This window comes from Mycetocola sp. Y442, from assembly GCF_056898615.1.
Genome location: NZ_JBXHBV010000003.1, coordinates 213,733 through 226,812, shown reverse-complemented (window position 1 = coordinate 226,812; position 13,080 = coordinate 213,733). Strand labels below are relative to the sequence as shown.

Here is a 13,080-nt window from a genome sequence, read left to right as displayed (position 1 = left end):
GCCGTGGAAATCTCCACGGCACCCGCTTTGTTCACGTGGGTGACGGCATCCGTTCGCTCACGGATGTTCAGATGCCGGCGTCAGGCGGCGGCCGGATCGGCCAGCGAGGGCTGAGCCAGCTCTGGCAGAACCTCGCGCTCGAACAACTCGATGCCCGAGCGGTCATATGCCGCCTCGGGGAAATAGGTGATCGCGTAGGCGAGTCCCTGGTCCTGCATGGACGAGAGGCGCTCGGCGATCTGCTCAGGAGTACCGACACCGAGCGCTGCGCCGCTGCGGTACTCGGCCATGAAGTCGGCGGCCTTTGCTTCGCCGAGGTATGGCGTAACCCTCGCCTCGATGGCCTTGAGCCGGTCGGCCACTTCAGCTTCGGTATCGGCGATGACGACGTTGTAGTTCGCGCTGCGCACGATGTCGTTAAAGTCGCGGCCGATGCGGTCGCAGTGCCCGCGGAGGATGTCGCTCTTGTGGGCGAAGCCCTCGGGCGAACCGTCGAAGTTCGTGTACTGGGCGTACTGCGCAGCGATGCGGAGGGTGACCTTCTCACCGCCGCCGGCGATCCAGAACGGGATGCCGTTCTCCTGGATGGGGAGCGGACGCACGATGGCGCCGTCGACCTGATAGTGCTTGCCGTCGAGGGTTGCTGTGCCGGTTTCCCAGGCCTGCTTCATGATCTGGACGCCCTCGTCGAGGCGACCGAGGCGGTCACCCGCGCTCGGGAACCCGTAGCCGTATGCGCGCCACTCGTGCTCGTACCAGCCACCGCCGATGCCCATCTCGACGCGGCCGCCCGAAATGTTGTCGATGGTCGCGGCGACCTTCGCGAGGTACGCGGGGTTGCGGTAGCTCATGCACGTGCACATCTGGCCGAGGCGAACGCGCTTCGTCGTGGCGGCGAACGCGGACATCAGCGTCCATGCTTCGTGGGTTGCCTCTTCGCTCGGCACCGGCACCGTGTGGAAGTGGTCGTACACCCAGATCGACTCCCAGGCGCCGGCATCGGCGTGGGCTGCGAGGCCGCTCATCGTGTCCCACTGCGCTGCGGGGTCGATTCCAACTAGGTCGTGGCGCCATCCCTGTGGCACAAATATTCCAAATCTCATGGGGGTCAGCCTATTGGTGAGGTCGCGGTCCACATCAACGGTTGACTTTGGTGTGTTTGCCACTCACGGAACTTCCGGGCTCGAAATCAGGTACAGCGCACTGCCGGCGTGAAGAAGAGATACCAGAGCGATTCCAGGACGACGTCGCGTTGAGCAAGCACCACGGACTCGCCCTGGAGACGCACCTGAGCGGTGTATGTCCCGTTCGTTTTGACGCCTGCCGCGTCCAGCCGGTCCCGGGTGAGCGAATACTCGACGGTAGTCGCCGAGCTCGTGACCACGCCAACCACGCGGTTGTTGACGACGATCTCGTACGTGCGCGATTGCCCACCCACGGGTTTTGCCCAGGTCAGGGCCGCCGCGGTAATTCCCGAGTTGGAGCACGAAAGGTTGGCCGGAGGCACAGCCAACGTGACGACGTTGGACGCAATCGCGTTTCCTGCGGGATCAACCGCACGGACGGTGTAGTCGTGCGACTCGCCCGCGATGAGAGCAGGGGAAGTGTACGTAAGGCTAAAACCGCTCACGGTGCCGATCTTGTCGGCGCCGAGGTAGATCTGGTATTCCTTGATCCCGTTTTTGTCGGTGGCCGCGGTCCATTTCAGGGACGCGGTCGATCCGGAGAGGGTGCCGCTGAGGACAGGGGCAACGTTCGGTGGCGTGACGTCGAGAGTCGTAACCGTCACCTGCGCCGGGGTCGAGCTGTGCGCAGCGCCGTCGCGGGCGATCACGGTGAACGTGTAGGTGGAGTCCGATGCGAGCCCGGTTACCGAGAACTCCGGGCTGGGTGTCTGGCCGAGAAGGATGCGGCCGGACGCAGTGTTGCGGTACACGTCGTATCCCGTGACGCCAACATCATCCGTCGATGGGGCCCAGGTGAGCCTGGTGCTGTTGCCGGTGGTGCCACCGAACACGAGTGCGGTCGGTGCGCTTGGCGGGCCATCCAGGTACTTTTGCGCGATGGTCGAGCTCGCGCTGCTCGTCCAGTTGGAGCGCGACAGCAACGTCGACACCGTTGTGGTGAGGGATTCGCCGCTTTTCTGGTTGGGAAGATCGGAGATCGTTGTCCGGACGCAGATGACAACGGATGCCAGTGGCGGCAGGTTCCCGGAAATCTTGAGGTTTGGGTCTCCCCATCGTCCGGACACCGGATTGACCGGGGTCGCGCATCCACCGGCCGTCGCGGTCTGCCAGAGCGTCACGGTGATCGCGGCAGGGAGCGTCGTTGGGGTAGCAGCCAGTGTGGTGCTGGTGGTGAACGTCGCATCTATGGTGCCGGAATTCGTCACGGTGACGGTGTTCAGGTTTGTCAGGTTGCCCGCCGAAAAGTCCTTGTTCTTCGACGCATCCGTTGTGTGAACCGCCTTGATCGACGCGGCCTGCACTGTCAGCAACTCACCGCTGGCTGTGTCCTGGAGCGAAGCGGCTGACCCTCCGGCGCTCCCCGTGGCGACGAGGGTGAGCAGCGCGACCACGATGACGGCCGCGAGCAGCGAGGGATTCGAGTTTCGCGTTCGTCGAGTACGTGACGTGCGGCTTGGGGCAGGGGTGGGCATGTCGGCTGTCTCTCGGAGGTTGCCTCAATCCTATGGTCCGCGAGTTGAGCCGGCAGTTCGGCGACGGCTGCACATCCATGCTCGAGCTGCAGATACTTCTGCAGCGCGGGCATGGGAATGCAGCGCTCGGCAAACGGAGGGGTCAGAGGGCGAGGGCGCGCCCCGCCCGCACGATCTGCTCGATGCGCGCCGGTGCCGTCTCGTCCTGCAGGCTCGTCACATCACCGAGGGGTCGCGAGTCCGAGATATCGCCGAGGAGGCGCCGCATGATCTTGCCCGACCTGGTCTTGGGCAGATCCGGTACGAGGATGACGTCGCGTGGCTTCGCGATCGGCCCGATCTGGGCGGCAACGTGCGCGCGCAGGATGCCCGTGAGTTCGTCCCGCAAACCCAGCCAGTAGGCGGGGTCCTCGGACTCCGCACCCCACGACCGCGCGGCGGGAATAACGTACGCCGCAATGGCCTGCCCGGTGATGGCATCCGTCACCCCGACAACACCGGCCTCGCCGACGGCGGGATGCGCGACGAGTGACGACTCGATCTCGATGGTGGACAGGCGGTGCCCGGACACGTTGATGACGTCGTCGACGCGGCCGAGCACCCAGATGTCGCCGTCGGCGTCCCACTTGGCGCCGTCGCCGCTGAAGAAGTAGCCCTGCTTCCAGAACCGTGCCCAGTACGAGTCGCGGTAGCGCTCGGGGTTGCCCCACACGGTGCGGGCGAGGCCGGGTCCTGGGCGGTCGACGACGAGGTATCCGCCCTCACCGAACGGCACTGGATTGCCGGCGTCGTCGACCACGAGCGTCGACAGTCCGGGCAGAGCGCGGTTTGCCGAACCCGGCTTGAGGGTTGAGACGCCCGGCAGCGGCGCCATCACCGACGCTCCCGTCTCCGACTGCCACCAGGTATCGACGATTGGCGTTTCGCCGCGGCCAAGATGGGTGTGGAACCAGACCCACGCCTCCGGGTTGATCGCCTCGCCGACGGTGCCGAGCAGGCGCAGCGACGTGAGGTCGTATTCGGCAGGCGCCCCGTCGGGGAACCAGGTCATGAGCGTGCGAATAAGCGTCGGCGCCGTGTAGTAGGTGGTCACCCCGTAGCGCTCGATGATCTCGAAGTGCCGCGCGTTGTGCGGGGTGTTCGGTGTGCCCTCGTAGATCACCTGGGTTAGCCCGTTCGACAGCGGCCCGTAGATCTCGTAGGTGTGCGCCGTCACCCAGGCGAGGTCGGCGGTGCACCAGTGCACGTCATCCGCCTTCGCGTCGAAAATCGCCCAGTGGCTCCACGACGCCTGGGTGAGATAGCCGCCCGAGGTGTGCACGAGACCCTTGGGCTTCCCGGTCGTCCCCGACGTGTAGATGATGAACAACGGGGTCTCCGCGTCAAACGCTTCGGGAACATGAACGTCGGATGCCACGTCGACGGTGTCGTGCCACCAGACGTCCCGCCCGGCCGTCCAGGCGATGCCCGGGGTCGCATCGCCGGTCCGGCGCACGACGAGCACGTGCTCGATGCTCTCGACACCGTCCACCGCGGCATCGGCGTTGTCCTTCACGGCGACGGCCGCCCCTCGGCGGTATTGTCCGTCGGTGGTGATCAGCAGTTTCGCCCCGGTGTCCTCGACCCGGAACCTCAGCGCCTCTGCGCTGAAACCGCCGAACACGAGCGAGTGAATGGCCCCGACGCGGGCGACGGCGAGCGTCGCGATGATGGTCTCGGGAATGACCGGAAGGTAGATGACCACGCGGTCGCCCCTGGTGATGCCGAGCGCGGTGAGTGCGTTCGCCGCCTTCGACACCTCACGCTGCAGCTCGGCGTAGCTGATCGCACGCCGGTCACCCGGCTCACCCTCGAAGAACAGCGCGATCTTGTCGCCATTACCCGCCGTGACGTGCCGGTCGACACAGTTCACGGCAACGTTGAGCTTCCCACCAGCGAACCACTCGGCTTTCGGCACGGTCAGTTCGCCGTCCGCGCCCTCGGCCACCGGCTCCCAGCTGTGCGTCGTGTGCCACGGCTCCGCCCACTCGAGCCGGGAAGCGGCATCCGCCCAGAACGCGACAGGGTCGGCATCCGCTCTCTCCCACTCGGCGGCGCCGAAGTTCGCCTGCTCCGTGAACGCCTCTGGCGCCGGGTACCGTCGAGTCTCCGCGAGCAGATTTGAGATCGTGGGGGCGGATGTCTCGGGCGCGGTCATTCTTCGACGTTACGTGCGGCGGGTGTTCGGCTCTCAATCAGAGCGCAACAGGAGGTAACCTTCCCGCCCGCTCCGCCATAGGCTGAGGTTATGGATCTTCTCGAGCCGACCCGTATCCGCGAGCAGCTCGATCAGGTCTCACAGTATTGGACGCCGCGCGTCGTCGGTCGCGTCAACGACCAGTACATCAAGGTTGCCAAGCTGCTCGGCGAGCTGGTGTGGCACGCGCACGACGATGAAGACGAAATGTTTCTCGTCGTCTACGGAAATCTGCGCATCGAACTCGAGGGCGGCCGTGAGGTGGCGCTCGCGGCAGGCGAGTTCTTCGTCGTGCCCAAGGGGGTTCAGCACAACCCGGTTGCGGCTGAGGAGGTCGGCATCGTGCTCATTGAGACGGTGACAACCGCACACACCGGTGGCGTCCTGGTCGAGGGAACCGTGGCGATCGAACGGCAACTCACCGCGGAGTGATCGTCGGGCTTCGCTCCGGCCACAGACTCCGCATGCGCTGGATTATTACGGGGTGGTTCCGGTGAAGCGCAACCCTTTCGAAAAATCTGACCAGTCGGGCACCGACCCTGACAGACTGAGCGACATGTCTGCACAGAGCGTTCTCGTCCTCGGTGGTACCGGAATCATCAGCAGCGCGTCAGTGGCGCTCGCCGCAGAACGCGGCTGGGAGGTGACCGTCGTCAACCGTGGCAAATCGAGCGATCGGCCACTCGGTGCGGAGATCGAAACGCTCGAAGCGGACATCCGCGATCCTGAGTCCCTCGCGAGCGCGATCGGCGATCGCAGCTTCGACGTCGTCGCCGACTTCCTCAGCTTCACCCCTGACCACCTGCACCTCGACACGTTCCGCGAGCGCACCGGGCAGTACCTGTTCATCAGTTCGGCGTCTGCCTACCAGACGCCGCCCTCTCGCATGCCGGTCACGGAATCCACGCCGCTGCGTAATCCGTTCTGGGAATACTCGCGCAACAAGATCGCTTGCGAAGACGTCCTCGTTGCCGAGTACCGGGCATCCGGGTATCCGATCACCATCGTGCGCCCGTCGCACACCTACGACCGCACGGCGCTGCCGACCCTCGGCGGCTGGACCGACATCGACCGGATGCGCCGCGGCGCGCCCGTGATCGTGCACGGCGACGGAACCACCCAGTGGACGATTACGCACACCCGCGACTTCGCTGTCGGCTTTGTCGGGCTCTTCGGCCGGGCAGCCGCGATCGGGGACACGTTCCACATCACCGGCGACCAGGCGCCGACCTGGGACGCCATCTACGCCGCGCTCGGCCGGGCTGCCGGTGCCGAACCGGTGCTCGTCCACGTGACAAGCGAGGCCATCGCCGAGGCCTCACCGGAGCTCGGCCCTGGGCTCCTCGGCGACAAGGCCCACTCGATGGTGTTCGACAACAGCAAGCTGAAGGCACTCGTGCCCGACTTCCGGCAGTGGACGTTCTTCGAGGATGGCGCGCGCGAGATCATCGAGTGGTACGACGCGGATGCCGGCCGCCGCGCCGTTGATCCCGACTTCGACGCTCTGTCCGATCGGCTCGCTGACCGCTTCGCACTCTAACGCGGGGCACTCCCGGTTGCCGGGGCCGCCGGGCCGCACGCCGGCGATTCACACCCCGCTCAGGTCGAGCTCGGCGCGTCTGCGACCCGATGCCTCGGGCTGTCCGGGTTCATCAGGGAGTGGCGGCGACCGTAGAAGAAGTAGATGGCGAGTCCGATCACGAGCCAGACACCGAACCGCACCCAGGTCTCCCAGTGCAGCTGCAGCATCAGAAAGGCGGATGCCAGGACGCCGAAAGCGGGAACAAACGGCATCAGCGGCAGGCGGAACGTGCGCGGGGCATCCGGTCGCTTGTACCGGAACACGATCACCGACGTGCAGACCACAACAAATGCCGCGAGGATGCCGATGTTGGTGAGGTCGGCGACCTCCTTGATCGGGAACACCCCGGCGAGGAACGCCGACGAGATCCCGGCGATCCAGGTCACGCGCTGCGGAGTGCCGTTCTTGTCGGTACCGGCGAACCACGCGGGAAGCAGCCCGTCGCGGCTCATCGAGAACCACACGCGTGTGACACCGAGGAGGAAGGTGAGCATCACCGTGAGGATGGAGAGCACGGCGAACACGGCGATGATCGTGGCGATGACCGGCAGGCCGACGCTCGTGAATGCGGACGCGAAGCCCGCTGTCGGCGAGATGTCTTGATAGTTCTGCATCCCGGTGAGCACGAGGGTGGCGGCAACGTAGAGCAGCATGGCGATGATGAGCGAGAGGATGATCGCCTTCGGCATGTGTTTCTTGCCGTCGGTTGATTCTTCGGCGGCGGTGCTCATGGCGTCATACCCGAACACAGCGAAGAACACCGTTGCCGCACCGGCGATAACCGGGCCGAAGCCGCTCGGCATGAACGGGTTGTAGTTGGCCGTGTCGATGAAGAACACGCCGAGCCCGATGATGAACAGGATCAACAGCACCTTGATCGCGACGGCGACGAGTTCGAACCGGCCAAACGCTTTGGTGCCGCGGCTGAGGATCCAGGTCACGAGGAGGCAGACGACGATAGCGGGCAGATTGATAATGCCGCCCCTGCCCTCGTCGAATGTCGAGGTCAGCGCGGTCGGCATTTCGATCCCGATGCCGGAGAGGAACGCCTCGAAATAGCCCGAGATGCCGATGGCAACGACGGCGACGATCGCGATGTACTCGAGGAGCAGGTCCCAGCCGATGAACCAGCCGATGATCTCACCCAGGGCGACGTAACCGTAGGTGTATGCCGACCCCGCACGGGGAATCATCCCGGCGAACTCCGCGTAGGACAGTGCCGCCGCGGCCGAGGCGAGCCCGGCGATCAGGAACGAGATCAGCACGGCGGGGCCTACTCCGGGTGTGCCCTCGCTGCCAGCGGCAACGAGGCCGGCGAGCGAGAAGATGCCGACCCCGATAATGCCGCCGACGCCGATCGCGGTGAGTTGCCACAGCCCGAGGCTTTTCGAGAGGCCGCTGCGTTTGTTCTCTTCCTCGATGTCTTCGATCGGCTTGCGCCGCAGAATCGACTGGCTGGGATTTGCTGTTGTCATCGGAGTCCCCTGTCCGTCTCTCCACCCGCGTCTGCCCGGCTCCATCCGACGGAGAGACCGCAGGTGGTGCCAGCGCCGGACAGAGCGTCAGTATCGCAAGCGGCTCTGGCGCCCGCAAGAACCTTTCCGCCGGAGCGTCAGGCGCGTTCTTCTACCCTGACCGCCAGCTCCGCGCGGATGCCGTCGACAAACGCGTCGACATCAGCCTCCGTCGTGTCGAACGCACACATCCACCGGACTTCCTGCTTCGTGGCATCCCAGTCGTAAAAGTGGAATCGCTCGCGAAGCCGGTTGGCGGCATCCGCGGGGAGCGTCGCGAAGACCGCGTTCGCCTGGGTCGGCTGCGTGAAGCTGAGGCCGGTAATTGCGCCGGCCGCCACGAGTTGCTCAAGCGATCCGCGGAGCCGTGCCGCCATCTGGTTGGCGTGCTGGGCCGAACGCAACCACAGGTCGCCCTCGAGCAGGGCGATGAGCTGCGCAGACACGAACCGCAGCTTCGACGCGAGCTGCATGTTCAGCTTCCGGAGGAAGACCAGGCCGTCGGATGCCGCCGGATTGAGAACAACGACGGCCTCACCGAACAGCAGGCCGTTCTTCGTGCCGCCGAAGGAGAGAACGTCGACGCCGGCGTCGGTGGTGAAGTCCTTCATCGGTACGCCGAGGGATGCCGCGGCGTTCGCGAGCCGCGCCCCGTCCATGTGCAGCTTCATGCCGCGCGCGTGCGCGTGATCGGCGATCGCCCGCACCTCGTCGACCGAGTAGAGCGTTCCGAGTTCCGTCGACTGGGTGATCGACACGACGAGCGGTTGCGCCCTGTGCTCGTCGCCCCAGCCCCACGCCTCGAGATCGATGAGCTCCGGTGTGAGCTTGCCGTCCGGGGATGGTACGGTGAGCAGTTTGATGCCGCCGACGCGTTCGGGCGCCCCGCCCTCGTCGACGTTGATGTGAGCGGTGGATGCCGAGATCACGGCTCCCCAGCGGGGAAGCATCGACTGGAGCGCGGTGACGTTGGCGCCGGTGCCGTTGAAGACGGGAAAGACCTCGACGCCCGCACCGAAGTGCGAGGCGAAGACGTCCTGCAGGTGCGCGGTGTAGACATCCGCCCCGTAGGAGACCTGGTGGCCGCCGTTCGCGGAGGCAATCGCGTCGAGCACCTCGGGGTGAACGCCGGCGTAGTTGTCGCTCGCGAAGCCGCGCGAGGTCGGATCATGCAGAATTCCGGTCACCGTTCCAGCGTACTGGGGCTGGTGCCCGGTTCGGCCGTTTCGCCTGGCGTCGTCAGCCCGATGTGTCATTCCTGGCGAAGACACCGCCGGCGCGGTGCACGCCGGCGGTGTCACTTCAGTTTTGTCGCGGTGGAGCGATTCGTCCAGTTCTCCTAGCCTCTGAGCAGCGCCCAGAGGAGGGGGCCGAACAGTACGGCGGCGCCGACGACAGCGAGTGCGGCGATGCTGCCGACGAGCGCAGCCGGCCGAAAGCGTCGTCGTGGGAGGGAGACCGGTTCGGGGATCCGAGCCGGGTTGATCATCGCGTGGTACCGCAGGGGGTTGAGGGGAGCCTCCTGGGCGTGTCGTGGGCGGGCGGTCGGGTTTTTGGGCGCAAGTGTAGAGGTCATATCCGGTCCTGTCGGGTAACGCACCGAGTGATGACTGCAGCATATTACTGAGCAATCCTCAAATCATGCCAAAACGCCCGAATCACCCCTGAAGATGTGTCACTCGGACAGATTCAGGGGGGATTCGGGCGTTTCAGAGCGTGGTCAGCTCTTCAGCGCTTCGCCCCACTTCACCCTCGCACCCATCTTGAGCAGCGAGTTCTGGTAAATCCTGGACGCAAGCCAGATCACCGCGAGGGTCGACGCCAGAAGAATCGCCAGAGACAGGAGCGGTTCCCACCACTCGGCGGTGCCGAGGAACAACCGCAGTGGCATCCCGACCGGGGCCGAGAATGGCACGTACGACATGATGGCGAGCACCGTTGGGTTGTCGTAGAAGAAGATGACGAGGAAGTACGGAATCATCACGAGCATCGTGACGGGCGTTGTGGTGGAACCGATGTCCTCCTGACGGGAGACCATCGACCCCGTCGCGGCGAACAGCGACGCCAGCAGCACGAAGCCAATGGCGAAGAACACCACGAACCAGACGATCGGGGCGCCGAGTCCGGTGAGGAGGTCAGCCTGGCCGGTGATCGTCAGCCCGATGATCGAGAGGGCCGCAATCACCGCTATTTGCCCGAACGCGAGGATCGAGTTGCCGAGCACCTTGCCTGCCATGAGTGCCTGCACCGGAATCGCTGACATCAGGATTTCGACGACTCGGGTCTGCTTCTCTTCGACAACGTTCTGGGCGATGGTCGAGCCGAAGGTCATCGCCGACATGAAGAAGACAAGCCCGAAGCCAAGCGCCACGAGGTAGATGATGAGCGGATTCGTTGCGCTCTCGTCGAGCAGCTTCACGGGAGGAGAGACGCTCAACTGGGCGAGGAGACCGCTTGGGGCCTCGGTATCGGCGATGACCGCGATCCCGAGAGACGTCGATGAATCGGGAACGATCGCCGCTTCGACGGTGCCGTCCTCGACGAGCGCTTCCGCGGCTTCAACGCTCGACGCCTCGGTGATGTCGAGCCCGGCTGCCCCTGCCACCGCCGGTGATGCGGTGCCGACGACGGCAACGGGGGTATCGCTCGTGTTCTTCGCCGCGAACCCACCGATCACGATCGAGGCGAGGACGAGGACGAGGAGTAGCCCCGTCGAGATCAGGAACGCCTTGCTGCGCAGGCGCATGGTGATCTCCCGCTCAGCGACGAGCCAGGTGGCCTGTGCGGTGCTCGGGGCAGTGGGACGGGAACCGTCGGTTCGGTCCGAGGCCTGGTTTCCTGCTGTTGTCGTCACTTGATGACCTCCTTGAAGATCTCGGCGAGGGTCGGGCGTTGGGGAGCGAACGTTGCGACGTCGCCGCGGCTCACCGCTGTGCGGAGTACGTCTTGCGCTGCGGCCTCGCTGTCGGCGTCGAAGAGTGCGAACCCGCCATCGAAGTCGACGACGGTGATCCCCGGAGCCTCACGCAACCAGCCGGCATCCCCACTGGTGATCAGTTCGTACCTGAGCCTCGAGTGTTCGGCCCGAAGCGCCTCACGAGACCCGTTGGCCCGGATCGTGCCGCCAGCGATGATGACGAGGTCGTCGCAGAGTCGTTCGACGATGTCGAGCTGGTGCGAGGAGAACAGCACTGGTGCGCCGGACAGGGCCCGGTCCTTGAGCACACCGACAACGACGTCCACCGCGAGGGGGTCGAGGCCGGAGAACGGCTCGTCGAGGATGAGCACCTCGGGGTCGTGCACGAGGGCAGCGGCGATCTGGGCGCGCTGCTGGTTTCCGAGCGAGAGGCTCTCGACGGCGTCGTTGCGGCGTTCGCCGAGGCCGAGGCGCTCGAGAAGGTCGCCCGCGTTACGTCGCGCGGCTTCGGTCGTGAAGCCGTGCAGCCTAGCGAGGTAGACGAGCTGCTCCTCGACCTTCATTTTCGGGTAGAGGCCGCGTTCTTCCGGCATGTACCCGAAACGCCGACGGTCCTCGGGCGTGAGCCGGTGTCCGTCGAGGGTCACTGTGCCGGTGTTGGTGTTCAGCACGCCGAGAATGATGCGCATCGTCGTCGTCTTGCCTGCGCCGTTGCCGCCGACGAAGCCGGTCATCCGGCCGGGGGCGACGTCGAAGTTGACGTCGGTGAGCACCTGCCTCGTTCCATACGTCTTGTTGACATCTCGAATCTCGAGCATCGCGAGCCTTCCTCTGAGTGTGGTTCAACGGTACGGGCGCGCGGTGGCGCACGGCATCCGCCTGACGACGAGTCTTTCGTCTCCGTCTCACGGGGGATGCCGCTGGCATACGCTGGTCAGGTGCCACAACTTCCGCTGATCGGTCGCCGACATTCCGACCGTCCGCGGTTGCCGCGCGACGTTCTCGTGCTCGGCGTCGTTGCGTTCTTTGTCATGGTCGGCTTCGGCGTCGTTGTTCCCGTGTTGCCCGTCTATGTGGCGAGTTTCGGCGTCGGCTACGTCGAGGTGGGCGCCGTCGTTTCGGCGTTCGCGCTGATGCGGTTCGTGACGAGCCCGTTCTGCGCCCGGTTCATCGACTGGTGGGGCGAACGTGTCGTGCTCGCGGTGGGTATCGGGATTGTTGCGGTGTCCAGCGGACTCGTCGGCGTTGCATCGAGCTACGTCGAAGTGCTGCTTCTGCGCGGTGCTGGCGGCATCGGTTCCGCCATGTTCACCGTCGCGGCGATGACACTGCTGCTCGGCTCAACGCCGGCGACGCTGCGGGGCCGGGCTGTCGGCTTCTATCAGGGCGGATTTCTCATCGGTGGAATGGCGGGCCCGGCGATCGGCGGCGTGTTAGCCGCAATCTCGCTCACCGCCCCGTTCTTCTTTTACGCAGGCACGCTCGCCGTGGCCGGTCTCGTCGGTGTCATCCTGCTGCGACCGCGGACGAGAGACGTCGGTGGAAATACGCCGGTCGACGTCGTGCCGTTCCGGGTTGTGCTCAGCGACACGCGGTTCCGGGTGGCCGTCGTCGCGAACTTTGCGAACGGCTGGACGTCGCTCGGTGTTCGGAGCGCCCTCGTGCCGGTTTTGGTCGTCGATGTCCTTCTCGGCGAACCGGCGTGGACGGGAATCGCGTTTGCAATTGCCGCCGTTGCACAGACCCTCGCGCTCGCTCCCGCCGGGAAGTTCGTCGACACCGTCGGTCGCAAGCCGGCGATCCTCGGTGCGTATGCCGTAGCCGCTGTCACTGTGCTCGGCATTGCGTTTGCGCCGAACATCGTGGTGCTGACCATTCTGCTCGCGGTCTACGGCGTCGCCGCAGCGTTCATGGGAACGGCGCCCGCCGCTGCACTTGGGGAGGCGACGGCGGGAGCGAAGGGGGGCCGGCCGGTCGCTGTGTTCTCGATGGCGAGCGATCTCGGTGCGATCGTCGGCCCGCTCGTCGCCGGGTGGCTCGTCGATACCGGGTCGTTCCCGCTGGCGTTCGGCGTCGCGGCGGTGTTCCTCCTGGCTACGTCGGCCTACGCCGCGCGCATGCCGAGGGAGCCGCGCGCGGCGGCCTGAGCGCCGCTTCGGGAGGCGGAACTTG

The 13,080-nt window shown here is 65.6% G+C and carries 11 protein-coding genes; 3 read left to right on the top strand and 8 right to left on the bottom strand.

Annotated features, from left to right (window positions below):
• Positions 1–80: 80 nt before the first annotated feature.
• The 3 genes from AC1X6S_RS12615 to acs all read right to left on the bottom strand — a co-directional run bounded on the left by AC1X6S_RS12615 (position 81) and on the right by acs (position 4,856).
• Positions 81–1,103, bottom strand: coding sequence for an LLM class F420-dependent oxidoreductase (locus tag AC1X6S_RS12615; RefSeq protein ID WP_483406104.1), 1,023 nt, complete (start codon positions 1,101–1,103; stop codon positions 81–83).
• A gap of 86 nt (positions 1,104–1,189) precedes the next feature.
• Positions 1,190–2,659, bottom strand: a complete 1,470-nt coding sequence (locus AC1X6S_RS12610; protein ID WP_483406103.1) for a fibronectin type III domain-containing protein — start codon at positions 2,657–2,659, stop codon at positions 1,190–1,192.
• 142 nt (positions 2,660–2,801) lie between these two features.
• Positions 2,802–4,856, bottom strand: coding sequence for an acetate--CoA ligase (gene acs, locus AC1X6S_RS12605; protein WP_483406102.1), 2,055 nt, complete (start codon positions 4,854–4,856; stop codon positions 2,802–2,804).
• 90 nt (positions 4,857–4,946) lie between these two features.
• Between acs and AC1X6S_RS12600 the strand changes: the two genes are divergently transcribed.
• Entirely contained in the window at positions 4,947–5,327 is a 381-nt protein-coding gene (locus tag AC1X6S_RS12600; protein WP_483406101.1) for a cupin domain-containing protein, read from the top strand.
• A 124-nt stretch (positions 5,328–5,451) separates the two neighbouring features.
• Positions 5,452–6,435 carry an NAD-dependent epimerase/dehydratase family protein gene (locus AC1X6S_RS12595; protein ID WP_483406100.1) on the top strand — a complete coding sequence of 328 codons (984 nt, stop codon included), beginning with the start codon at positions 5,452–5,454 and terminating at the stop codon, positions 6,433–6,435.
• A gap of 59 nt (positions 6,436–6,494) precedes the next feature.
• Here the strand turns inward: AC1X6S_RS12595 and AC1X6S_RS12590 are convergent, their stop codons facing one another.
• From AC1X6S_RS12590 to AC1X6S_RS12570, 5 genes are all read right to left on the bottom strand, one after another.
• Complete coding sequence (locus AC1X6S_RS12590; protein ID WP_483406099.1) at positions 6,495–7,952, bottom strand: amino acid permease; 1,458 nt, start codon at positions 7,950–7,952, stop codon at positions 6,495–6,497.
• Between the two features lie 137 nt (positions 7,953–8,089).
• The gene (locus AC1X6S_RS12585; RefSeq protein WP_483406098.1) at positions 8,090–9,178 is read right to left on the bottom strand and encodes a threonine aldolase family protein; all 1,089 of its coding nucleotides are present in this window, start codon (positions 9,176–9,178) and stop codon (positions 8,090–8,092) included.
• Between the two features lie 152 nt (positions 9,179–9,330).
• Entirely contained in the window at positions 9,331–9,567 is a 237-nt protein-coding gene (locus AC1X6S_RS12580) for a hypothetical protein (protein WP_483406097.1), read from the bottom strand.
• Between the two features lie 144 nt (positions 9,568–9,711).
• The gene (locus tag AC1X6S_RS12575) at positions 9,712–10,845 is read right to left on the bottom strand and encodes an ABC transporter permease (protein ID WP_483406096.1); all 1,134 of its coding nucleotides are present in this window, start codon (positions 10,843–10,845) and stop codon (positions 9,712–9,714) included.
• The gene (locus AC1X6S_RS12570) at positions 10,842–11,726 is read right to left on the bottom strand and encodes an ABC transporter ATP-binding protein (protein WP_483406095.1); all 885 of its coding nucleotides are present in this window, start codon (positions 11,724–11,726) and stop codon (positions 10,842–10,844) included. Before AC1X6S_RS12570 ends, AC1X6S_RS12575 begins: the two co-directional genes overlap by 4 nt.
• 120 nt (positions 11,727–11,846) lie before the next feature.
• Between AC1X6S_RS12570 and AC1X6S_RS12565 the strand changes: the two genes are divergently transcribed.
• Positions 11,847–13,055: an MFS transporter gene (locus AC1X6S_RS12565; RefSeq protein WP_483406094.1), complete on the top strand. Its 1,209-nt coding sequence runs from the start codon at positions 11,847–11,849 to the stop codon at positions 13,053–13,055.
• Positions 13,056–13,080: the final 25 nt, after the last annotated feature.

Bases quoted from the DNA above. Each gene is read 5' to 3' on its own strand.
- AC1X6S_RS12615 (WP_483406104.1), bottom strand. From the start codon at position 1,103: ATGAGATTTGGAATATTTGTGCCACAGGGATGGCGCCACGACCTAGTT.
- AC1X6S_RS12610 (WP_483406103.1), bottom strand. From the start codon at position 2,659: ATGCCCACCCCTGCCCCAAGCCGCACGTCACGTACTCGACGAACGCGA.
- acs (WP_483406102.1), bottom strand. From the start codon at position 4,856: ATGACCGCGCCCGAGACATCCGCCCCCACGATCTCAAATCTGCTCGCG.
- AC1X6S_RS12600 (WP_483406101.1), top strand. From the start codon at position 4,947: ATGGATCTTCTCGAGCCGACCCGTATCCGCGAGCAGCTCGATCAGGTC.
- AC1X6S_RS12595 (WP_483406100.1), top strand. From the start codon at position 5,452: ATGTCTGCACAGAGCGTTCTCGTCCTCGGTGGTACCGGAATCATCAGC.
- AC1X6S_RS12590 (WP_483406099.1), bottom strand. From the start codon at position 7,952: ATGACAACAGCAAATCCCAGCCAGTCGATTCTGCGGCGCAAGCCGATC.
- AC1X6S_RS12580 (WP_483406097.1), bottom strand. From the start codon at position 9,567: ATGACCTCTACACTTGCGCCCAAAAACCCGACCGCCCGCCCACGACAC.
- AC1X6S_RS12570 (WP_483406095.1), bottom strand. From the start codon at position 11,726: ATGCTCGAGATTCGAGATGTCAACAAGACGTATGGAACGAGGCAGGTG.